Source organism: Nocardia sp. NBC_01377, assembly GCF_045040005.1.
GTDB lineage: Bacteria > Actinomycetota > Actinomycetes > Mycobacteriales > Mycobacteriaceae > Nocardia > Nocardia noduli.
On sequence record NZ_CP109566.1, the window covers coordinates 6,439,251 to 6,462,020 of the forward strand.

General features: G+C 67.8%; 19 protein-coding genes. 9 read left to right on the forward strand and 10 right to left on the reverse strand.

Features of this window, described 5'->3' with window-relative positions:
• Positions 1 to 28 precede the first annotated feature (28 nt).
• The gene (locus tag OG225_RS29890; RefSeq protein WP_405178272.1) at positions 29 to 1,015 is read left to right on the forward strand and encodes an AvrD family protein; all 987 of its coding nucleotides are present in this window, start codon (positions 29 to 31) and stop codon (positions 1,013 to 1,015) included.
• On the opposite strand, the gene OG225_RS29895 is transcribed toward OG225_RS29890, so the two are convergent.
• Positions 989 to 1,594: a TetR/AcrR family transcriptional regulator gene (locus OG225_RS29895; RefSeq protein WP_109529090.1), complete on the reverse strand. Its 606-nt coding sequence runs from the start codon at positions 1,592 to 1,594 to the stop codon at positions 989 to 991. The two genes, OG225_RS29890 and OG225_RS29895, sit on opposite strands and share 27 nt — an antisense overlap.
• A 150-nt stretch (positions 1,595 to 1,744) precedes the next feature.
• On the opposite strand from OG225_RS29895, the gene OG225_RS29900 reads away from it, so the two are divergent.
• The 5 genes from OG225_RS29900 to OG225_RS29920 are packed head-to-tail and all read left to right on the forward strand — an operon-like array spanning position 1,745 to position 6,006.
• On the forward strand, positions 1,745 to 2,374 hold the full coding sequence (locus OG225_RS29900) for a hypothetical protein (RefSeq protein WP_405178273.1): 630 nt from the start codon (positions 1,745 to 1,747) through the stop codon (positions 2,372 to 2,374).
• Between the two features lie 40 nt (positions 2,375 to 2,414).
• Complete coding sequence (locus OG225_RS29905) at positions 2,415 to 4,019, forward strand: MFS transporter (RefSeq protein ID WP_405178274.1); 1,605 nt, start codon at positions 2,415 to 2,417, stop codon at positions 4,017 to 4,019.
• 1 nt (position 4,020) lies between these two features.
• Complete coding sequence (locus tag OG225_RS29910; protein WP_405178275.1) at positions 4,021 to 4,695, forward strand: HAD family hydrolase; 675 nt, start codon at positions 4,021 to 4,023, stop codon at positions 4,693 to 4,695.
• A 12-nt stretch (positions 4,696 to 4,707) separates the two neighbouring features.
• Complete coding sequence (locus OG225_RS29915; protein WP_232840139.1) at positions 4,708 to 5,502, forward strand: AAA family ATPase; 795 nt, start codon at positions 4,708 to 4,710, stop codon at positions 5,500 to 5,502.
• 48 nt (positions 5,503 to 5,550) lie between these two features.
• The gene (locus OG225_RS29920; protein WP_405178276.1) at positions 5,551 to 6,006 is read left to right on the forward strand and encodes a hypothetical protein; all 456 of its coding nucleotides are present in this window, start codon (positions 5,551 to 5,553) and stop codon (positions 6,004 to 6,006) included.
• A gap of 75 nt (positions 6,007 to 6,081) precedes the next feature.
• Here the strand turns inward: OG225_RS29920 and OG225_RS29925 are convergent, their stop codons facing one another.
• The 7 genes from OG225_RS29925 to sucC all read right to left on the reverse strand — a co-directional run bounded on the left by OG225_RS29925 (position 6,082) and on the right by sucC (position 14,977).
• On the reverse strand, positions 6,082 to 6,966 hold the full coding sequence (locus tag OG225_RS29925; protein WP_405178277.1) for a TIGR01777 family oxidoreductase: 885 nt from the start codon (positions 6,964 to 6,966) through the stop codon (positions 6,082 to 6,084).
• Positions 6,967 to 7,393: 427 nt separating this feature from the next.
• The gene (purH, locus tag OG225_RS29930) at positions 7,394 to 9,001 is read right to left on the reverse strand and encodes a bifunctional phosphoribosylaminoimidazolecarboxamide formyltransferase/IMP cyclohydrolase (RefSeq protein ID WP_405178278.1); all 1,608 of its coding nucleotides are present in this window, start codon (positions 8,999 to 9,001) and stop codon (positions 7,394 to 7,396) included.
• The gene (purN, locus tag OG225_RS29935) at positions 8,988 to 9,656 is read right to left on the reverse strand and encodes a phosphoribosylglycinamide formyltransferase (RefSeq protein WP_405183413.1); all 669 of its coding nucleotides are present in this window, start codon (positions 9,654 to 9,656) and stop codon (positions 8,988 to 8,990) included. The genes purH and purN overlap by 14 nt, the downstream gene beginning before the upstream one ends.
• Before the next feature lie 105 nt (positions 9,657 to 9,761).
• Positions 9,762 to 11,360, reverse strand: a complete 1,599-nt coding sequence (locus OG225_RS29940; RefSeq protein ID WP_405178279.1) for a DUF6350 family protein — start codon at positions 11,358 to 11,360, stop codon at positions 9,762 to 9,764.
• A gap of 165 nt (positions 11,361 to 11,525) precedes the next feature.
• Positions 11,526 to 12,698 carry a DUF5336 domain-containing protein gene (locus OG225_RS29945; RefSeq protein ID WP_405178280.1) on the reverse strand — a complete coding sequence of 391 codons (1,173 nt, stop codon included), beginning with the start codon at positions 12,696 to 12,698 and terminating at the stop codon, positions 11,526 to 11,528.
• A 171-nt stretch (positions 12,699 to 12,869) separates the two neighbouring features.
• On the reverse strand, positions 12,870 to 13,784 hold the full coding sequence (gene sucD / locus OG225_RS29950) for a succinate--CoA ligase subunit alpha (RefSeq protein ID WP_109528718.1): 915 nt from the start codon (positions 13,782 to 13,784) through the stop codon (positions 12,870 to 12,872).
• Between the two features lie 29 nt (positions 13,785 to 13,813).
• Positions 13,814 to 14,977 carry an ADP-forming succinate--CoA ligase subunit beta gene (gene sucC, locus OG225_RS29955; protein ID WP_216914726.1) on the reverse strand — a complete coding sequence of 388 codons (1,164 nt, stop codon included), beginning with the start codon at positions 14,975 to 14,977 and terminating at the stop codon, positions 13,814 to 13,816.
• A 556-nt stretch (positions 14,978 to 15,533) separates the two neighbouring features.
• Here sucC and OG225_RS29960 point away from each other — a divergent pair.
• The 3 genes from OG225_RS29960 to OG225_RS29970 all read left to right on the forward strand — a co-directional run bounded on the left by OG225_RS29960 (position 15,534) and on the right by OG225_RS29970 (position 19,515).
• Complete coding sequence (locus OG225_RS29960) at positions 15,534 to 16,799, forward strand: M23 family metallopeptidase (protein WP_405178281.1); 1,266 nt, start codon at positions 15,534 to 15,536, stop codon at positions 16,797 to 16,799.
• A gap of 368 nt (positions 16,800 to 17,167) precedes the next feature.
• Positions 17,168 to 18,025: a M23 family metallopeptidase gene (locus OG225_RS29965; RefSeq protein WP_405178282.1), complete on the forward strand. Its 858-nt coding sequence runs from the start codon at positions 17,168 to 17,170 to the stop codon at positions 18,023 to 18,025.
• 110 nt (positions 18,026 to 18,135) lie between these two features.
• Positions 18,136 to 19,515 (forward strand): DUF1731 domain-containing protein, encoded by a 1,380-nt coding sequence (locus tag OG225_RS29970; protein ID WP_405178283.1) that lies wholly within the window; start codon positions 18,136 to 18,138, stop codon positions 19,513 to 19,515.
• A gap of 54 nt (positions 19,516 to 19,569) precedes the next feature.
• Here OG225_RS29970 and OG225_RS29975 read toward each other — a convergent pair whose 3' ends face one another.
• Positions 19,570 to 19,995 (reverse strand): hypothetical protein, encoded by a 426-nt coding sequence (locus tag OG225_RS29975; RefSeq protein WP_405178284.1) that lies wholly within the window; start codon positions 19,993 to 19,995, stop codon positions 19,570 to 19,572.
• Between the two features lie 81 nt (positions 19,996 to 20,076).
• Entirely contained in the window at positions 20,077 to 22,767 is a 2,691-nt protein-coding gene (pcrA, locus tag OG225_RS29980) for a DNA helicase PcrA (RefSeq protein WP_405178285.1), read from the reverse strand.
• Positions 22,768 to 22,770: the final 3 nt, after the last annotated feature.

The window sequence follows — 22,770 nt, forward strand, 5'->3', positions numbered from 1 at the left end:
TCGAATTGCTCCTCGAAAGTGTTGTGCGATGACCGTTACATTCTCCAGCTACGACGAGCCCCTCGGACCACGGTCCGATCGTTACTTCGGTGAGGGTTACAAGAAAGTAAGTCCCGAACTGTCCGCCCTCGGAATCAGCCGGTCGACCGAAACCGGCGCCGAGCATTCCGGGCTTGCCTGCCTGACCTACCCCGCGGCCTGGTCACGCAAAGAGCACCGGGAACTGGTTCCCCATGTCAGCAGCGTGGATACGATCATGCTCGCGGCCGCGCTCTGCGACGCGGCGATCGTCCACACCCGTGATCTGAATCCCGCCGAATCCGCACGTATGTGGATCAGGCACGCGACGGTGCGTGCGGGCGCACAGCCGCACGAGGATCTCGAGCGCATTCCCGTCACCGCGACGATCACGGCCACCGCCGACACCGCCGACGAGTCGGAGACCACCTTCAAATTCCAGGTCGGCAATCTCGGCGGCACCATGACCGTGGTCCATCCGATCGGAGCGGGCACGTTGACCGTGCCGGGCGTCGACCGGATCGCCTCCCTCGGCGATATCTTCGGTCCCGCTCCGCACTACTACCTCAACGGCGTGAAGGACCACACGCTGACCGCCACCGACCTCGTCGTGAGCGCGGACTCGACCAGGATCACCGGGCGCCAGCAGGTCCGCACCGGGATCGAGGGCGGATACGTCGGCGCCGAATCGGCCTACTGGAACTCGGTCTCGCCGATCGACGCGGTCGTCGGCGCGGCCCAGCTGTCGCAGATCCTGCTCTACGCGATGGATTCGCTCGACCGCACGAGCAGCAACACACTGTGGATGCGGAAACTGGAATTCTTCGCCGACGGTCCGCATCGCCCTTCCGACGAGACCTTCGACGGCACGGTGGAAATCAAACGCTCGTCGGTCATCGACCGCGGCGGTCAGCGCTGGCGCAGCGCCGATCTGCTGATCAAGGAGTTCCAGGGCGTGACCGGCTCCTGCCTACTTGCCCATCAACTTCCGGACTGAGGGGCCGAGGGTATAGCCGGTGTGCTGGCCCAGCGCGCAGTCGGCGAGCGCCGCGAGGGCAGGTTCCTCCGCGGCGTGCTCCGGCGCGTCCATCGCGAGCAGCGCGTTGAGCAGCATGCCGTTGGCGATGAACTGTTGCACCTGTTGGGCCGGGCTCCCCGTGCGCTCGACCAGCAGGTGGAACAGGGTGACCAGGCAGCGCCGCGCCGCCGCGGCGATCTGCGGGTGCGCGGCCGCCGCGCTGAAACCTTGCAGGAGCACGACGAGCACGTCGCGGTCCTCGACCAGCCTGCTGTACACCGCGCCGAGACGGTCCCACACATCCGGCGCGGTCGCCGCCGCCGGATCATCGAGTTCGGCCGCGAAAGCCGAGATCAGTTCCTCGACCGCCCGATCGAACACCTCCTGGAAGAGGTCAGCCTTGCTACCGAACATGCGCACGACATACGGCTGGGACACACCTGCCTCCAGCGCGACCAAATCTGTACTGGTCCCGGCGTAGCCGCCACGAGAGAATGCCCGCCCCGCAGCCTCCAGAATCCTTTCGCGGCGCTCGGCCGCGCTCAGTCTGGCCATCATGTTCTTCAAGTTACCACGCCCAAATATTGACAAGTTATCGTTTGATTACTAGATTTCGGCTGACATTGTGAAGCAACTCCGGACGAGTCGTGTCATTCGCACGATCGGTGAGAGTTCCGCGGAACGATCGCCGCGATACGAGGACACCCGATGAAGGATTCACCCGCGTTACGACTAGCCGTCACCGGTGCCCCGGGCAGTGGGAAGACCGCGGTGTGCACCGCGTTGTCCCTGGCCACCGGACTGTCGTTCGCGACCATTTCCGAGCAGCTCGCGAAGCCGGTGGCCGATCGCCGACTGGCCGCGACGGTGGACGCGCCGATGCGTGGTTTCGAGCAACGGGTGGATTCGGAGGCGAGGCTGGGAACCGGATTCGTCTCCGACGGTTCGGTTCTGCACGAATGGGCTGTCGCGGAGACCCTGCGAAGCACCAGGCGGCTCGGGCACTGGCTGCGCCGTCCGCAGGATCTGCCCTATCGCGTTTTCGAACAGCGTTACCTCATGGCGCACGCGGGCATCGTCGTACGCCGCGCACGGACGACCTACGACGGTTTCGTCCATCTCCGGCTGGACGGCGAGGCGGCCACCGCCGAGCCCGAGTCGGAATTTCGCACTGTCATAGATCGCCTGCTGCTCGACACCCTGCACGAAACATCGGTCCCCTATCTCGTGACCGGGGGTCCGTTGAAGGAAATCGTCACCCGGGTAGCGGGGATGTTCGAGCTACCACAGGTCATTCCCGTCGCGGACGCGGTGAACGCCGCGCTCCGAGCCGCTTGACACCCGACACCGCCGTACTGGAAATCAGAAGGGTAAACCGATGGCAACAGCCGGTGCCGAACAAACCGGACAGCGTTCCGAGAGCTCGATATGGACGCTCGTCGTGGTCGCGTTGGCGACCTTCATGCTCATGCTCGACCTGACGGTCGTCAACGTCGCCCTACCCGATATCCGCGCCGCCTTCGATTCGTCGTTCTCGTCGTTGCAGTGGATCCTGGACGCCTACGCGCTCGGGCTGGCCGCGGTCCTGCTCGCCGCCGGATCACTCGCCGACCGCATCGGCCGCAAGAAGGTGTTCGACGCGGGACTTGTCATCTTCGTACTCGCCTCGCTCGCGTGCGGTCTCGCACCGAACGACCTGACGCTGATCGTGGCCAGGCTCGTCCAGGGCCTCGGCGGCGCGATCCTTTTCGCGGTCGGACCGGCGTTGCTCGGACACGAGTTCCGCGGTAAGGACCGGGGCGTGGCCTTCGGCGTCTTCGGCGGCGTGGCCGGTCTCGCCATCGCGTTCGGCCCCCTCATCGGCGGCGGCCTCACCGAATCCCTCGGCTGGCGCTGGATCTTCCTGATCAACGTCCCGGTGACGATCGCCGCGCTCGCGGTCGGCTTCCTGAAGATGCGCGAATCCCGCAGCGAGACACCGCCTCCCCTGGACTGGCCGGGCATGGCCACCTTCTCGGCGGGTCTGTTCTTCCTCGTGCTCGCCTTCATGCGCGGCCAGCAGGACGGCTGGGGCAGCGCGCGGATCATCGGCTGCTTCGTCGTGGCGATCCTGCTGTTGGTCGCCTTCGTGTACTTGCAGCTCACCCGACCGGGTCGCGCGATGTTCGATCTCACGCTGTTCGGCAACAAGACGTTCAACGGCCTGTCCGTGGTGACCGCCCTGTGCGCGCTGTCGGTGATGCCCGCGCTGTTCCTGCTCATCTCCTACGTGCAGAATCTGCTCGGCTACTCGGCCTTCGCCAGCGGCGTCCGCTTCCTGCCGCTGACCCTGCTGCTGTTCGTCGCGGCGGCGGTCGCGGGCAGCCTGGTCGCCAAACTGGCCCCGGCCCTGCTCGTCGGCGCGTCGCAGTTGCTCATCGCGGCAGGGCTTTTCGCGGTCCTGCTGGTCGATGTCGGCGATTCGTGGACGGCCCTGATTCCCGGCATGGTGCTCATCGGGCTCGGCATGGGCCTGTTCAACCCGCCGCGTGCCGCCTTCTCCATCGCCGTGACCACTCCCGACAAGGCCGGCGCCGCCTCCGGCATCAACGAGACCTTCCAGCAGGCGGGTCTGGCGATCGGCATCGCGGCGGTCGGCGCGTTCTTCCAGAACCGGGTCGGCGGCGCCTTCGCCGACACCGAGACGGCCAAGGCCGTTTTCGGCGACAAGGCCGCCGAGGCGGGCGACGCGATCGCCGCAGGCGGACCGTCGGTGCTCAGCACGCACGAACTCGGGAACGCGGCCGACGCGGTGCGCTCGGCGGCGGAATCCGCGTTCGTCAGCGGCCTGCACAACGCCATGGTGCTCGCCGCGGTGCTGGCGGCGATCTCGGGTGTCATCGCGTTCCTCACGCTGCGCAGCGGCGATCTGGACGAGGCGGCCCTGGCCACCCCCGGTGTGCCCACCGAGGCACCGACACTCGACAAGGCACCGGTGGCCTGAGTTGACGCTCGCGACCAGACCGCGCTTCGCGTTCACCGATGTGGACCACACCCTGCTGCGTGTGAGCACGCTGCATCATTTCGGGGAATACTTCTTCGAGACGACGCGGCGCGGCGAGGTGCTGGCGGGCCACCGGACGCGGATGCGGCGGTTGGCCGAGACCGGAGCGGACCGGGCGACGCTGAACGAGAGCTACTACCTGCTCTGGGCGGATATCCCGGTGCGCGAGGTCGACGCCGCCGCGGCGGTCTGGCACGACGAACTGCGCGCGGCCGGGTTGTATCGCACCTCGGTGCTCACCCGGCTGCGCGCCTTGCGCGCGGAGGGAGTCGAGACGGTCCTCGTCTCCGGCTCCTTCCGCGCCTGCCTGCGCCCGATCGAAGAGGAACTCGGCTGCGCCGCCGTGCTGTGCACCGAACTGGAGCAGACCGACGGGGTGTTCACCGGCAAGGTCCTGCGTTCGCTCATCGGACCGGCCAAACGCACCGAGGTCGAGGCGTTCGCGGCCGGATATCCCGGTCACGACCTCGCGCAGGACTACGGATTCGGCGACCACATCAGCGATGTGGCCGTCCTGGAGAGTGTCGGTCATCCGGCCGTGATCCCGGTCGACCCGGCACTGGAATCGGTGGCGCGGGAACGTGGCTGGGAGATTCTGCGTGATGACCAGCGTTGATCGATCGGAGGCGTGACAGTGTACATAGTCGGCGGACAACATCGCGACAACATCAAACTGGCGATTTCCGGCACCTACGGTGTGGGCAAGAGCACCACCACCGAGGCCCTGTCGATCGCGACCGGTATCCCGCGCACGCACGCGCTGACCTCGCGCGAACTGCTCGTCGACCTCGCGCCGGGCAAGACCGTGATGGAACTCAATTCGATCGAACTGCTCCAACTCGGTCTGCGCCGGTTCGAGGAGCGCGTGCACAACGAGTCCATAGAAGGGTCCTTCATCTCCGACGGCTCGGTGGTGCACGAATGGGTGTACGGCACGGCCAGGATGGCGGTCGGCATCAACCCGGGCGCCGGATTCGCGCTGCGCGCGATCAAGACCGTCGCCGGGATCGGCCGCAAGAAGCCGCTGCACGAGTACACCGATATCGTCGGCGATGTCGTCAAGGAGCGGGCGAGGCATCTCTACGACGCCTATGTCCATCTGCCCGTGGAGTTTCCGATGAAGGCCGACGGCCACCGACCGGTGTCCGAGCCGTTCCGCGCGCTCTCCGACGACAGCCTGCTCTCGGTGGTCCGCGAACTCGGACTGCCCTACGAGGTGGTCGGCGGCACGGTGGCCGAACGGGTCGCCAGGATCATCGATCTGTTCGATCTCGACACCGTGATGCCGGTGGAGGAGGCCATCGAGGAATCGCAGCGCCGCGTCAGGGCTGCGACCAAGATTCTCGAGGAGGACGACCGCTTCAAATCCGCCCAGCGCAAGAAATCGTTGTGGCGCAAGCTTTCCTACGCCATGCGTTACTGATGCCACCGAGCCGGGACCCGGCGGAGCCGCTCCACTAGGGTTTGCCGTATGGATCGGAACCCGGGAGCATGGATCACCGCAACCGTCGTGGCGTTGTTCGCCGCGATCGCCGTGGCGGGCTGCGGCGCTTCCGACGACGACAGTCCCGCGCCGCCGACCTCGGGCACCGCGACGCCGAGTACTCCGACCGAGAACGCGGGCCAGAACCAGGGCAGGCCGTTCACCGCCGATCCGACGATCGTCGGGGCGCATTCCATCCCGTTCACGTCGTGGACGCGAATCTCCGACGACCGGATCGCGGTCGATTTCCAGACCGGCGCGCCCGAATGCTACGGCGTCGACGCCGAGGTGACCGAGACGTCGAAGACGGTCGTGGTGGAATTGCGCTCGGGTAAGAGGGCCGACGCGGTGGGCAAGATGTGCACGATGGTGGCGGTCTTCGGAACGCTGGAAGTGCCGCTGAAGACTTCCCTCGGCGATCGCCTGGTACTCAGCGCGGCGTGACGCGCCGTCCCCCGGAGCCGGTACCGAAAACCCCTTCGGTACGCACGGACTCCACGGCGCTGTTCGAACGAGGGGTCAGCGGGCCACGGTCCAGGCGAGCGCTTCGCGCAGGGTCGGGTGCTCGAACCGGAATCCGGTGCCCTCCAGCACCTTCGAGCGCATCTTGTGGCCGTGCAGCAGTTCCGCGCCCGCCTCGCCACCGATCATCTTCAGCACCGCACCCGGCAACACCATGAACGACGGGCGGCGCAGCGCGCTCGCGTAGGCCTTGGCGAACTGCGCGTTGGTCGCCGCTTCCGGCGCGACCAGATTGACCGGGCCCGATACCGAACCGGTGAGCAGGCTGCGCACCGCCGCCACCCAGTCGGGCAACGAGATCCACGGCATGTACTGCCGACCCGTGCCGAAGCGTCCGCCGAGGCCGAGCGCGAAGATCGGGCGCAGTTTGGTGATGATCTCGGAATCGGAGGCTAGCACGTTGGAGGTGCGCAGCAGGACGACCCTGGCGCCCGACGCCGCGGCGACGGCGGTGGCGTCTTCCCATTCCCGGCACATGGTGCCGAGGAAATCGGTGGCGGCCGGGGCCGATTCGTCGACGTCGGCGTCACCGGTGTCGCCGTAGTAACCCGCCGCCGAGGCGTTGAGCAGAACGGGCACCCGCGCCTGCGCGACGGCTTCGGACAGCACCGCGGTGGTGATGATCCTGCTGTCGCGCAGCAGCTTCTTGTATTCGGGGGTCCAGCGGTCGCCCGCGATGGCCGCGCCGCAGAGATTGATCGCGGCGTCCGCGCCGGCGAGGATCGCCGGATCGAGTTCGGAGGTGTAGGGATCCCAACGGATTTCGTCGGCGGCGTCGGGCTCACGCCGCACCAGTCGAACGACCTCGTGACCGTCGGCCCCGAGAGCGGTCACCAGATGCTTGCCCAGAAAGCCGGATGATCCCACGATGACTATGCGCATGCCGCCTATTGTGCACCACGACAATTCGGACACGCACCGCACGTAACGCAATCTCAACGGTCGCCGCCGAAGCGCTGAATCGGCTCGAATCGTGAAGGCGCACAAATATACCCGCTCGAGCGTCGCCGCAAACACGCGGTCTGCGCTGGTCTCGTCGCCGCGACGGACGCAGCCGCTTGTGATATGTCGACTTTGCCGGTGATTACCGAGGCATCGCGACGGTCGTCGTCCGTCCCGCCCGCACCGAAAATGTCGCGACCGCGACAGTCACGGCCGCGGCGACGTCATCAAGTTGTCCACGAATTCGCCCGAGCGCATCGCCGACATCGAATTCACACCGATACGGCACACTCCGGAACACCGTGTCCGGGTATGGAAAACGCCACGTCGATCCCGACGTGGCGTTCGGACCATCCGATCCGCGCGTTCAGTGCGCGAAGTGCCGAGAACCCGTGAGGTACACCGTGACCCCCGCCTCGCGGGCGAGGTCGATGGTCTCCTGATCGCGCACCGAACCGCCCGGCTGCACGATGGCGCGGATACCCGCCTGGATGAGCTGCTGCGGTCCGTCCGGGAACGGGAAGAACGCGTCGGAGGCGGCCACCGAACCCTTGGCCCGATCGCCCGCCCGCTGCACCGCGAGCTGCACCGCGTCGACCCGGTTGACCTGCCCCATGCCGACGCCGACGGACGCACCGTCGTGCGCGAGCAGGATGGCGTTCGATTTCACCGCGCGGCACGCGCGCCAGGCGAATTCGAGATCGGTCAGGGTGTCGGCGTCGGCGGCCTCACCGGAGACCAGGGTCCAGTTGGCCGGGTCGTCACCCTCGGCGTCGAGGATGTCTCGACGCTGCACCAGCGCACCACCGCTGATCGGCCGCAATTCGATACCCGGTCGACGTGGCGGCTCGGCGACCAGGATGCGCACGTTCTTCTTGCGCTGGAGCACCTCGACGGCGCCGTCGGCGTACGACGGCGCCACGATGACCTCGGTGAAGATCTCCGCGACCTGCTGAGCCATATCCACGGTGATCTCACGATTCGCCGCGATCACCCCGCCGAAGGCGCTGACCGGGTCGCACGCGTGCGCCTTGCGGTGTGCCTGCGCGATATCCGCGCCGACCGCGATACCGCACGGGTTGGCGTGTTTGATGATCGCCACCGCGGGCGCGGAATGGTCGTAGGCGGCACGCCAGGCAGCGTCGGCGTCGGTGTAGTTGTTGTAGGACATCTCCTTGCCGTGCAACTGCCGCGCCTGCGCCAGACCGACCCGGCCGTCGCCGTTGGTGTAGAGCGCCGCCTCCTGGTGCGGATTCTCGCCGTAGCGCAGCACCGCGGCGCGCTCCCAACTGCCACCGATCCAGCCGGGGAACGGCGCGCTCGGCGGTTCCTGCGCGACGGCGGGCGCGAGGACGCCGGTCATCCAGCTCGCCACCGCGACATCGTAGGAGGCGGTGTGCTGGAAGGCCTTGGCCGCCAGCGCGGTCCGCTCGGCCAGGGTGAATCCGCCGGATTTCACCGCGTCGAGCACCTCGTCGTAATCGCCGGTGTCGACGACGACGGCGACCGACGGATGATTCTTGGCGGCGGCGCGCACCATGGACGGCCCGCCGATATCGATCTGCTCGACGCATTCGTCCTGGCTGGCACCGCCTGCCACCGTCTGGGTGAACGGATACAGATTCACCACGACCAGCTCGAACGCCTCGACACCGAGTTCGGTCAGCTGCTCGAGATGTTCGGGCCTGCGGGTGTCGGCGAGAATCCCCGCGTGCACCCTCGGGTGCAGGGTCTTGACCCGCCCGTCCAGCGTCTCGGGGAAACCGGTCAGATCCTCGACCTTGGTGACCGGAATGCCCGCGTCGGCGATCCGGCCCGCGGTGGAACCCGTCGAGACCAGTTCGATACCCGCGGCGTGCAGGCCGGTCGCGAGTTCGACGAGCCCCGTCTTGTCGTAGACGCTGACCAGCGCGCGGCGGATCGTCCGACGCACGCCAGGAGTGATCGATCGTTCGCTGTTGTCAGTCACCGGCATACTCGCTCACTGGAATAACTGCCTTTCGTCCGTCGGAGACAATGCCTCGCGTCGCGACAGCGGCGACAACCTCCGCCAACAACCGTCGCTCGACAACCTTGATGCGCTCGTGCAGGGTGCTCTCGTCGTCGTCGGGCAGCACCGATACGGCCTCCTGCGCGAGGATGGGACCGGTGTCGACGCCCGAGTCGACCAGATGAACCGTGGAGCCGGTGACCTTCACCCCGTAGGCGAGGGCGTCACGTACCCCGTGCGCGCCGGGGAAGGACGGCAGCAGCGCGGGATGGGTGTTGACGATCGTGCCGCCGAAGCGCTCGAGGAAGGCCGGGCCGAGGATCTTCATGAATCCGGCCGAGACCACCAGATCGGGCTCGTAGGCGGCGACCGCGTCCGTCAGCGCCAGATCCCAGGCCGCGCGGTCGGGGAAATCCTTCAGCGCCACCAGGAAGTGCGGCACACCCGCCGCGTCCGCGTGGCCGGTGGCGTCACATACCCGGTCGACGCCGACGGCGACGATCTTCGCGGGGTAGTCCGCCGCGGACGCCGCTTCGAGCAACGCGCGCAGCAGCGATCCCGTGCCCGAGGCGAGCACGACGACGGTGGCGGCGGCCCCGAAGGGCTCAGCGGGCTTGGACGGGGCGTCGGAGGACGTCAGCGCTCCACTCCTGGGTCTCGAGTCGGGGCGGCGGAGATACACCGCCGGGTTCGAGCCTAGTGGTGTCGGTCAGCTCACTTTCGACCGGTGGGGGCCCTCGGCTCGTCAGCGCTCGCGTAGCGGAGGCAGGTCGTCGTGTGGGGTTTCGACCACCTCGGCGTCGACGATGTCGGGGGGCGCGGAGGGACGAGCGGGCCGTGCGGGCAGCGAGGGTTGTTCGTCCACCAGCTCGCCTTCCAGCGCGTCGTCCTCGGGATGGTCGGCGTAGTCGTAGTAATCGTCTTCGTCGTAGTGGTCGTCCTGGTAGTGCTCGTCGTACTCGTCGGCTTCGTAGTCTCCGTCGTGGTCACCGTCGTCGTGGCGGTCGTCGTAGTAGGCGTCGTCGTGATCGTCGTAGTCGGTTTCCTCGTACGCCCCGTGCAGGTCGCGACCCGCGATCGGCGCCCCGACCGGGACCACGAACCACCGCGCGAACAGCAGACCCGCGTATCCGGCGAGCGCGAGCCACGCGAAGGTGACCACGGCGAAGACCGGCAGATCGATGCCCACGCTGCCGAAGGTGCCGAGTTCGCCGCCCGCGACGGCGCCGAGCAGCACGAGCGCCAGCGTCGCGAATCCGGCCGAACTCAGCGTCGCCCAGGGCGCGGTGGCGTGGTCGGCCGACGTCCGTCCGGCGTCGATGCCGCCCAGTACCCCGACCGCGGCCGGGATGAGCAGCAGCACCACCCACCAGCCCGCCGCCGGTCCCGACGGCAGCGCGGCGAGCACGGGCACCGCGGGAACCGGTCCGCCGACCACCGAGAAGAGCCCGACCGACGCATCGCCGAATTCGACCCCGGAGCCGACGAGTATCCCCGTCGCTCCGATGACCACATTCGGCAGATAGGCCAGCGAGAGCAGCGTCAGCCCGAGCACACCGGCGAAATTGCCCGACGCCCGATACCCCTCGAGGAAGCGCGACCCGTGCGCGAGCAACGACACCAGCGTGACGACGGCGGCGCACCCGAGCAGACGCACCACCGTGCGGCCCGCGCCGTAGACCCCGGCGATGGCCCAATCGGGAGCGCGCAGCAGCGCGAAGAACCGGCGGCGGTCGCGATTCGCGATCCCCGCCGTCGCGGCCACCAGGTACAGACCGCCGACCCACGCGAACGCCGACAACGTGTTCGGCGGTTGCAGCGCGACCACGCCCGACGCGTCCTCGGCGACCGCGAGACAGACCGCGGTGACCAGCAGCGGACCCGACAGCGCGGCCCCGACGATCCAGCCGAGATCGGCGCGCGAACTGTCCGGCTCGACGGCGCGCGCGCAATCGCGCGCGGACAGCCAGGCCAGCAGGGCGGTGGGCAGCAACGGAAGCAGGCCGAGCGGTGTCTTGCCGATCACCAGCGGAACCTGGTGCGCCACAAGCCAGCCCGACGCGATCGCACCGGAGGTGCCGTCGAGTCCGCTGTGGGCGAACAGCAGCGCGGCGGGCATCAGCACCGCGATGACGGTCAGGGCGAGCGTCGCGGGGCGGGCGGCGACGAACAGCAGCACCCTGGCCCGTTCGGGAGTCAGCGAGAGGAATCCGGCGTCGTCGTGCTCCTCCGGCGTCGGCCTGGTGCGCCGCGATCGGGAATCGCCGCCGCGCCCGGTCGCGTCATCGGGTCCACCGCGCTCTCCCGGGCTCCGGCGGACAAGGGAATTTCTCGTGGAGCTCATGGCAATTCAGCGTGTCAGTTCTGCCGAGGGGATCGGTGCAGGCGCGCCGCGACCGGCCGGTGCGGTGACGCGACACGCGGAAATCGGTGCGTGCGACAGAGTCCGCGCGCACCGCGAGCGCCCAACCCGTCGGGTCGAGCGCTCGCGGTGAGTCGGTGTCGACTGCTACTTGTTGTCGTCGGAGGGCCGGAACGCCCGGGTCGCGTCGGAGGACGGGTCCTTGCTCTGCTCGCCGCCGAACGGCTGCTGCGGCTGCTGGGGCGGTTGAGCCTGCGGGGGCTGGCCGTAGCTCGGCGCACCGTACTGCTGGCCCTGGTTCCCGCCGAAGTGCTGTGTCGCGCTCTCGTCGGGGCGCGGCTGGCCCAGATTTCCGCCGAAGTGCTGCGTGGCGCTCTCATCGGGCCGGGGCTGGCCCTGGTTCCCGCCGAAGTGCTGGGTGGCGCTCTCGTCGGGGCGCGGCTGGCCGCCCGCGTAGGGCGACCCCTGTTGCTGGGCCCCGTATCCGGGCTGCTGACCGTAGGAGGGCTGACCGTAGGACTGACCGGGCGCACCGGGATAGGTCGGCTGACCCGGCTGGCTCTGCCCGTAGGCGGGCTGGCTCGGCTGACTCTGACCGTAGGGCTGCTGCGCCGGGTACTGCGCCCCGGTGCCGGACTGGGGACCGTAGCCGGGCTGACCGTACTGGCCGCCCTGCGCCTGGCCGTAGCCACCGCCGGGCTGGCTCTGCCCGTAACCCTGCTGGCCGTATCCCTGTCCGTATCCGCCCTGCTGCGCGGGCGGCGTAACCGGCTTGGGCGCGGGCGGTTTCAGGATGCCCGCCTCGAACAGCACGGCGGCGACAGCGATCGCGGCCTGCACGAACGAGAGGAACAGCAGCAGGAAGGCGCCGATCTTCAGCGCGGAACCCTCGCCGAGGAACAGTGCCTGGAAGACCAGGCCGAGGAATCCGGCCACCGAGGCCGCGGCCGCGACGCCCTTCCAATTCTGTTTGGGCAGCAACGAGAGTCCGGCCAGCACACCCGCGAACAACAGGACGGCGAGCAGGCTGGTCACCCGCGCCTCGAACGCGTTCGCGCTGCCCTCGGCGAGGATCGCGCCGGTGACCGGATTGACGAACTCACTGCCGAAGAACGGCAGGAATCCGAGCAGGAAATTGATCACACCGAGTGCGGCGACACCCACCACGAGGAAGAACGGCAGACCCCGCTGCGCCGTGGCATCGGAAGCGGAACCGCTCGAACCTGTCCCTGCTGCACCAACCGCCGACTGGCCGGTATCGGAGGGTGCGGAGGGCGTCACGGGCGTGTTGTACCCGGAGCCTCCGGTCGGGTATGACATGTCGTCGTCTCCTCGATCGAGTCGTTCGTCGTGTTCGGCTTGACCCTTCTGACGCTACTGCACGGCTCCGCCCGGGTCACCTCCCCCGACCGATACGACGAAGGCCGCCACCGGTTCGTACCGGACGGCGGCCTTGTCCTGATATGCGGGAGTTCCCGCTTCCCGGCGGGATCAGGCGGTGATGCTTGCCTTCTCCAGGATTTCGCGAGCCAGCGCCGCGGTCTCGGACGGCGTCTTGCCGACCTTGACGCCCGCCGCTTCCAGCGCGTCCTTCTTCGCCTGGGCGGTGCCCGCCGAGCCCGAGACGATCGCGCCCGCGTGGCCCATGGTCTTGCCCTCCGGCGCGGTGAAGCCCGCGACGTAGCCGACGACCGGCTTGGTGACGTTGGCCTGGATGTAGGCCGCCGCACGCTCTTCGGCGTCGCCGCCGATCTCGCCGATCATGACGATCAGCTTGGTCTCGGGATCCTTCTCGAACGCCTCGATGGCGTCGATGTGGGTGGTGCCGATGACCGGGTCGCCGCCGATGCCGATGGCGGTGGAGAAGCCGAAATCACGCAGCTCGTACATCATCTGGTAGGTCAGGGTGCCCGACTTGGACACCAGGCCGACCGGGCCCTTGCCGGTGATGTTGGCCGGGGTGATGCCGACCAGCGCCTCGCCGGGGGTGATGATGCCGGGGCAGTTCGGGCCGATGATCCGGGTCTTGTTGCCCTTCTCGAGGTTGTAGGCCCACGCGTACGCGGTGTCCTGCACCGGGATGCCCTCGGTGATGACCACGAGCAGCGGGATCTCCGCGTCGATGGCCTCGATGATGGCGTCCTTGGAGAACTTCGGCGGCACGAACGCGATGGAGACGTCGGCTCCGGTCGCCGCGATGGCCTCGGCGACGGTGCCGAACACCGGCAGCTCGACCGCGTTGCCGTCCTTGTCGGTGTGCGCGACGGTGGTGCCCGCCTTGCGCGCGTTGACGCCGCCGACGACCTGGGTGCCGGCCTTGAGCATCAGTGCGGTGTGCTTGGTGCCCTCGCCGCCGGTGATGCCCTGGACGATGACCTTGGAATCCTTGTTCACGAAGATAGACATGTCAGGTTTTTCCTTACTCGGCTCGGCGATTACCGGGAAGCCAGTTCGGCGGCCTTGTCGGCGCCTTCGTCCATTGTCTGCGCAAGCGTGATGAGCGGATGCGCGGCGTCGACGAGGATCTTGCGACCCTCTTCGACCTTGTTGCCGTCGAGACGGACGACCAGCGGCTTGTTCGCCTCGGCGCCGAGGATCTCCAGCGCCTTCACGATGCCGTTGGCGACGGCGTCACAGGCGGTGATGCCGCCGAAGACGTTCACGAAGACACTCTTGACCTGCGCGTCGCCCAGAATGACATCCAGGCCCGCCGCCATGACCTCGGCCGAGGCGCCGCCGCCGATGTCGAGGAAGTTGGCAGGCTTGACGCCGTTGTGGGCCTCGCCCGCGTAGGCGACGACGTCGAGGGTGGACATGACCAGACCCGCGCCGTTGCCGATGATGCCGACCTCACCGTCGAGCTTGACGTAGTTGAGGTCGTTCTGCTTGGCCTTGAGTTCCAGGGGATCGGTCGCGTCGACGTCGGCGAAGGCCGCGTGATCCTCGTGCCGGAACTCGGCGTTCTCGTCCAGGGTGACCTTGCCGTCGAGGGCGAGGATCTCGTCCTGCGGAGTGCGCACCAGCGGGTTGACCTCGACCAGGGTGGCGTCCTCGTTGACGAACACCTCCCACAGCTTCTGGATGGTCACGGCCGCCGCGTCCAGCACGTCGGCGGGCAGGTGGCCCTGCTCGGCGATCGAACGCGCGAACGCGAGATCGACGCCCTTGACGGCGTCGACGGGGACCTTGGCCAGGCGCTCCGGCTTGGTGGCGGCGACCTCTTCGATCTCCATGCCGCCTTCGACCGAGCACATGGCCAGGTAGGTCCGGTTGGAACGATCGAGCAGGAAGGAGATGTAGTACTCCTCCGCGATGTCCTTGGCTTCGGCGACAAGGATCTTCTTGGTGACGTGGCCCTTGATGTCCAGGCCCAGGATGTTCCGCGCGTGCGTCAGGGCGTCGTCGGGGGTGGCCGCGTACTTGACGCCACCCGCCTTACCGCGTCCACCGACCTTCACCTGGGACTTGATCATCACCGGCTTGCCGATTTCCTCCGCGATGACGCGGGCTTCCTCGGCCGTGTCCGTGACGCGGCCCTCGGACGAAGGCACTCCGTGCTTAACGAAGAGCTCCTTCGCCTGATATTCGAAGAGATCCATGTACTCACCGTCTCGTCTGCGTTGTCATGACAACGTCTTTGTTGGCGGCCCGACGTCGGAAGCGGGTCGGGTCGGACTCTAACCAGTCACATGGAGGGCCAATCGGCCACGTTCATCCTAAGTGGCGCAGGTCACGGGCCGATACTCGAGGCGGGAAAACCGCTGGCCAACGCTACTGGCGAGTAGCTTGTTGACCGTGCGCCAGGTAGGGGCCGGTAAGCCGGGACCCGCTCACGCCTACTACGAATCGTCGTCGGCCGACCTCACCCGACTGCCCGATGCACAGTGAGAAATTCCCCGCCACCACCGTGATCAATCTCACATGTTAGTACAGATGGATCGCAGCGCTTGCGGACTTCGCGATCGTTTCGTTACCGTCAATGCGGTCGATGTCACAGCCAGGTCACGACTAGGAGGACGGCAAGCCTTGATGCACATTGCTCCGCAGGTAGAGAGCCGTTTCAGCGTTGATCGACCCGACATCGACATTTCGCCGGACTCCCGGCAGCGTGACCTTTCGGTCCGTCCACTCCAGCTTCACGATGTGGCATAGCCGATGATTAATCGCTCCACCCTCGCTCCCGGTAATCGCGCGCGGTCGGGTCATCGTTATCGCGACGACAACGAGCCCTTCCCCCATGCCGACCAGAGCGGACGCGCCTTCCCCTCCAACCACCGCTACGCCCCCGCGGCGGGCGGCGCGGCGGCGGGAGCGAGTGCGGCCTACGACGCGCAGCACGACGGCGGCCCCTACACCGGGACCTGCGACACGGGCCAGTGGGCCGCGAATGCCGATTGGTCCCAACAGAATTCGTGGACCGATGGCGGCGCGTGGTCCTCCGGCGACGCCTGGACGCCCGACGCGGACAGCGCGTGGAACGCGCAGACCGACGATTCGTGGACACCGGATTCCAACGCCTCCTGGGCGCAGGATTCCGACGGCGCGTGGACCCCCGAGGCCAACGGTCAGTGGTCCCCCACCGACCAGGGCTGGACCCCGGACGCCGACGGTTCGTGGGCGCCGGAACCGGTGGATCCCGACGCCATCGCTTCACCGGCCTTCGTCCCCGGCAAGGGAACCAACCGGCGCGGGGGCGCGCACCGCATGCCCGCCCCGCCCGCCGCTTTCAAGGGCAGGGCCGCTGTCGTCGCCGTGGCAGCGGGCGCGGTCGTCGCCGCGGGCCAGGCCGCGTTCGCCTCGCCCGACCAGCCGTCATCCACGATCGACTACGAGGCGTCCGGTCAGATCCACGAGATCGCCGCGCAGTCTGTGAGCCTCGCCGATCCGAGTCTCGACCCCGATTCGCCCCAGGTTCTGAATGTTTCGGCACCGGCCAATCTGGGCCAGTTCAACGACATGCTCCAGAAGGGCCAGAGGTTCGCCGACGATCTGGCAGCCCAGGAGGCCGCTAAACTTCGTCCGCTCTTCACCAAATTCGCCGCGGGCACTTACACATCCGGATACGGCGCACGCTGGGGTGTTCAGCATCTCGGCATCGATATCGCCGGTCCGATCGGCACCCCGATCTACGCGGTCGCCGACGGCACCGTCATCGAATCCGGCCCCGCCGCTGGTTTCGGCATGTGGGTGCGACTGCTGCACGACGACGGCACCGTCACGATCTACGGCCACATCGACACCTCGACCGTCGAGCAGGGCGAGCGCGTGATGGCGGGCGACCAGATCGCCACCATCGGAAACCGCGGCTTCTCCACCGGCCCGCACTGCCATTTCGAGGTCTGGCTCAACGGGACCGACAAGGTCGACCCGCTGCCCTGGCTGGCCACTCGCGGCATCAGCCTCGGCCCGCGCGGGGACTAGTCACCCTCCCTCCATCGAATTCCGGAACGGCCCCGGGACGCGTGCATACGCGCCCGGGGTCGTTCCGCGTTGTTCGATGCACCCGGCCGTCGAACCGTCGTTCGCCCTACCGGATCCGAATCTCCGGAATATCAATCCCGCAGCGCGACACGAAAATTCACAGCATTCCAGTGTTGCTTTACAGCAATTGATTCGTTACCGTCGATAGTTCGCTGACCTAACGATGCGGGTATTCGGAGGATGAAGAACTCGATGCGCGTGAAGACCGTCGCACACATCGCGAGATCCGCTGGGAGACCTGGAATTAACGGACAATCTTCGATTCTCCGGCAATTCGGTCATTTTTCGCGCGAACGTCGGATCGCACCGTGAGACAAGGGCGCGACCACGAAGTCGACAGCTGGGGACAATCGTCGTGGCACGAAGAATCCAGCGGCACGCAATCTTTCAGTTACTATCCCGACACGGGGACCTCGCGCCGCCGTCGCGGCGCACATCGCCCACCGCCGCCCCCGCATTCGCTGCGCGGCCGGGTCGTCGCCTTCGCCGTGGCTGCCGGAGCGTTCGTGTCCGCCGGACACACCCTGCTCCAGGAAAGAGGTCAATCCGTACCGACCGTCGAATACGAGGCGATGGGGCAGGCGTCCGCGGCGGATCAGCTCCCCGCGGGCGCACCGGCGGTCACCGACACATCTGCCACACCCGACACCCCGGAACTGCTCGACACGGTGCGGCCGAGCGATCCCACGCAGTTCTCCGAACTCCTCGACAGCGGCGCACGGTACGCGCAGGAACTCGTCGCCGAGGAAGCCGCAAAACTGCGCCCCCTGTTCACGAAATTCACCTCGGGTACCTTCACCTCCGGCTACGGCGCCCGTTGGGGCACGCTGCATCCCGGCGTCGACGTCGCCGCACCGATCGGCACGCCGATCTACGCGGTGGAGGACGGCACCGTCATCGACGCGGGCCCGGCCAGCGGCTTCGGCATGTGGGTCCGCGTGCGGGGCGACGACGGGACCATCACCGTCTACGGGCATATCAACACCGCGCTGGTCACCGTCGGCCAGTACGTCACCGCGGGCGACGAGATCGCCACGGTCGGCAATCGTGGCGAATCCACCGGTCCCCACTGCCATTTCGAGGTCTGGCTCAACGGCACCGACCGCATCGACCCGATCCCCTGGCTCGCGACTCGCGGGATCAGTCTGGGGCCGGAGCGCGACTGACGGCACGGCCGGTGGGGCGGTCGAAGCCGCCGGTGTCATCCAGTCGGGCGACCGGCCGGTGAGCAAGCACACCTACCGGTGCGGTGATCGCGCGGATTAGCGTGTGGCTCATGGCTCGTACATCGACGTACACCCAGTTCATCGCGCTACCTCCCGATCGGGTGTGGGAGGTCGTGGGAGATCCGGTGCGGTGGCCGCAATGGAATCCCGGCGTGACGTCGGTGGTGTTGCACGGACCGGTCGCGACCGGGACGACCGGGGACTATGTGCCGCGCGGACGACTGTTCGAAGCGCTGCACACACGCGCCGCCGCCCCGTTCGTCCTGACATCGGTGGTGCCGGGACGCGAACTCGCGCTCGAGCAGCCCGAGCCCGCCGGGGTGATGCGACTGAGCTGGGAATTGTCGGCGCGTGACGGCGGAACCCTTGTGACGCAACGACTCACGTTCGGCGGGCCGTCGGCGTCGGTCGCACGCGCGGTGGTCGGCGGCCTGCTGGAACGCGACGGCCGGCTGGGTTTCGCGCGGCTCGCGCGGTCGGCGGGAATCACCGCCGCCGAATCCGCGCTGAATGTCGTGATAGCCGGAGGCAGCGGCGCGCTCGGCAGGCAGATCGCCGCCGACCTGCTCTGCCGAGGTCACCGGGTCACCGTCCTCACCCGCCGACGCGATCCAGAATCCCCCTTCGACCAGGTCGAATGGGACGGCCGGACGGTGGGCGAATGGGCAGGGGCACTCCGTAATCCGGGCCGCACCGCCATCGTGAACCTGGCGGGCAAGATCGTGGACTGCCGCCCGACCGAACGCAATGTCGACGAATTGCGCCGCAGCCGAGTCGATTCCACCCGCGCACTGGTCGACGCCGTGGCGAACCTGCCCGCACCCGTCGACTACTGGGTGCAGGCGAGTACGACCGCCATCTGGTCGGACGCGGGCGAGAAGCGTTGCACGGAAACAACTCCGCTGTCCGAAGGCCTACCGCAGATGACCGGCGTGGCCGAACCGTGGGAGCGCGCCTTCGACGGCGCGGCCGCCACCCATTCGACCGTTCTCCGCACGTCCATCGTGCTCGACCCGCAGGCTCCTGCGCTGAAACGGCTGACCCAGCTGGTGCGAGCAGGTCTGGGCGGACGGGTCGGCGGCGGCACCCAGTGGTTCAGCTGGATCCACATCGAGGACTGGCTCGCCATCGTCCGCGCGGCCGTCGGCCTCGACCCGGCGCTGACGCTGCCGAACGGAATCCTGGTGGCCGCCACCGATTTCCCCGTCCGCAACCGCGACCTCATGGCCGCACTGCGCCGCCACCTCCATCGCCCACCGGCCCCGCCGACCCCCGCCGCACTCCTGTCGGTCGGCGCGGTCTTCCTACGCACCGACCCCGCCCTCGGCCTGACCGGAAGACACGCCACCTCCCAGGTACTGCGCGACGCCGGTTTCACCTTCCGTTTCCCCACCCTCGACGACGCCCTCACCGACCTGCTCCCCCGCTAGGTTCCGGGTGGACATCCCGAGAGCGCCGAATTCCGTCGTACGGGAACCAGGAACCTACGGGGACACCACGATCGCCAACCCCAGCAGGACGACAACCTTCGCGACCTCCAACCCCACGTACCAGAGATGGGCGTGCGAACGCGGCATGTCCTCCCCGGCGAGCACCCGGTCCGAGCGCCGACTCAATGGCGGGCGCACCACCAGGATCTGCACGGCGGGGATCGTGACGGCGATCCCCAGCCATACCCAGCTCGCACCAGAGGGCCCGAGCACAAGGAAGGCCACGACCAGAAGCGACGCGAGCACGGATTCGACGATGTTGAGCGCGCGGAAGACCAGCCGCCCGATCCCGAGTCCGAGCGGCACCGTGATTCCCGGCGCACGGAATTTCAGTGGCGCTTCCAGGAACGAGATGGCCAGGACCATGCCCAGCCACAGCATCGGAAGAAACCAGACCAGGTGCTGCGCGACGCTCTCCATGGTCCGGACGATACCGAGCGGGAGAGCACCGGGCCATGGCCACCGAACCGTCGGTGGCCACCGATGGCCGACTACGTCAGGTCAGAGTTTGACCAGAGTCCTGCTGTACTGCGGGATCAGCCGGATCTTGCCCGCGCTGCCGAAATCGATGGTGACCGTCGCCAGCGGACCGAAACCGTCGGCGGCGATCACCTTGCCGAGTCCGTATTTGTCGTCGCTGACCCGATCACCCACGGCCAGCACCAGATCGGTGTTGTTGCGGGTGACGCCGCCCGGTGCGGGACGGCGGGGGCCGCGCCCCTGGACACCGGGACGCTGTTGCTGGGACCAGCCGTCGCCCCGGGTCCAGTCCCGTTCCGTGCCGTCGTCGTCACCGCGACGGCGGATACCGCGCGACGCGGGCGAACCCGCGGGTTCGAGGCGACGCCAGTCCATGAGATGGCCCGGAATCTCCTGGAGGAAGCGTGATTCCGGATTGGAGACGGGCTGCCCCCAGCCCGAGCGGACCACGGCACGGCTCAGGTAGAGCCGCTGCCTGGCGCGCGTGATGCCGACGTAGGCGAGGCGGCGCTCCTCGGCCAGTTCGGTGGGATCACCGAGGGCCCGCATATGCGGGAACTGGCCGTCTTCCCACCCGGTCACGAAAACCACCGGGAATTCGAGACCTTTCGCGGTGTGCAGGGTCATCATCGTGACCACTCCCGAACCCTCGTCCGGGATCTGGTCGGTATCGGCGACCAGGGAGACCCGCTCGAGGAAGGCGGCGAGCGAGCCCGGCTCGGGTTCGCCGTCGGACGCTTCCGGCACCAGCCCTTCGGCCCGCGCGGCCTCCGCGTTGTTGTGCGCCTCGGAACTGAATTCCCGTGCGACGCTGACCAGCTCGTTCAGATTGTCGAGGCGAGCGCCGTCCTGGGGGTCGTCGGAGGCCTCCAGTTCGGCGCGGTAACCGGTGCGGTCCAGTACCGCCTCGACCACATTCCCCACGTCGGGGAATTCGGAGTTGTCCCTGACCCCGGCCGCGCGGATGGTCTCGAGCAATTCCAGGAATCCGGCGATGGCGCGCTGTGCCCTGGTGTTCAGCAGGGCGACCTTGCCCTGTGCCGCGTCCCGCAGCGCGTCGGCGAATCCGATATCGCGCTGTTCGGCGTGCACGGCGACGCACGCCTCGGCCCGGTCCCCGATACCGCGACGCGGGGTGTTCAGGATCCGGCGCAGGCTGACCGCGTCCTCCGGATTCGCCAGCACCCGCAGGTAGGCGACGATATCGCGCACTTCCTTGCGTTCGTAGAAGCGGACGCCGCCCACCACCTTGTAGGGCAGGCCCATCCTGATGAAGATCTCCTCCAGCGCGCGCGAATTGTTGTTGGTGCGATAGAACACCGCGACATCGCCGTAATTGGCCTCGCCCTGATCCACCAGCCGGTCGATCTCGCGTGCGACGAACGAGGCTTCGTCGTGTTCGTTGTCGGCGACATAGCCGACGATCAGATCGCCCTCGCCGGAATCGGTCCACAGCCGTTTGTCGCGCCTGCCCTCGTTACGCGAGATGACCGCGTTGGCCGCCGACAGAATGTGCTGGGTCGACCGGTAGTTCTGTTCGAGCAGAATGGTCTCGGCGTCGGGGAAGTCGCGTTCGAATTCCTCGATATTGCGGATCGTCGCGCCGCGGAAGGCGTAGATGGACTGGTCGGCGTCACCGACGACGCAGAGTTCGCTCGGCTCGACCGCGTCGGTGCGCCTGGTCTGCGCGAATTCCGGATCCGCCGCGGCGGCGCCCGCGTCGGCGTCGTCGAGTTCGACTTCTGTGTGATGCCCGACCAATTCCCTGATCAGCACATACTGCGCGTGATTGGTGTCCTGGTACTCGTCCACGAGCACATGCCGGAACCGACGCCGGTAGTACTCGGCGACCTGCGGGTGGCGTTGCAGCAGCGCGACCGTCTCGCCGATCAGATCATCGAAATCCATCGCGTTCGCCGCGCGCAGACGGCGCTGGTACTCGGTGTAGACGCGGGCGACGAGCGCGGGCAGTTCGGTGTCCTCGGCCGTGGCGTCGGCGGTGGCCCGCTCGGGGCCGATCAGTTCGTTCTTCAGATTCGAGACAGCGGTTGCCAGCAGGCGTGCCGAGTATTTCTTGGTATCGATATCGAAATCCCGGCTGATCATCGTCAGCAAACGGCGCGAATCGTCGGCGTCGTAGATCGAGAAATTCGAATTCAGGCCGGGGAGAAGTGCCGCCTGCATCCGCAGGATCCGCACGCAACTGGAGTGGAAGGTCGACACCCACATGTTGTTCGCGCGCGGGCCGACCAAGCCGATGACCCGTTCACGCATTTCGGCGGCGGCCTTGTTGGTGAAGGTGATGGCGAGGATCTGCCCCGGTGTCGCGCCCCGTGCCGCCAGCAGATAGGCGATCCGGCGGGTCAGCACGGCGGTCTTGCCCGAGCCCGCGCCCGCGACGATCAGCAGCGGCGCACCCGTGTGCACGACGGCGGCGCGCTGCTGGGGATTGAGCCCCTCCAGCAGCCGTTCGGCCTCCTCGGTGCGCCCGCGATCCTGTTCGGTTCGGTGGCGCTGCTGCTCGTCGGCGCGGCGCTGGGCCTGTTCGGCGAGCGAAAGACGCGACCCCGGCGAGCCCACTGCCCCCCCACCCGTGGCAGCACCCGACTGCCCGGTCGACTCGTCGCGACCGTCGTCGACCTGCGATTCCGGGGTCGCGTCGAGGTGCCGGTCGTGCCCGGCCTGCGTGTGAGGAGCCACCGTGATGTCCATTGC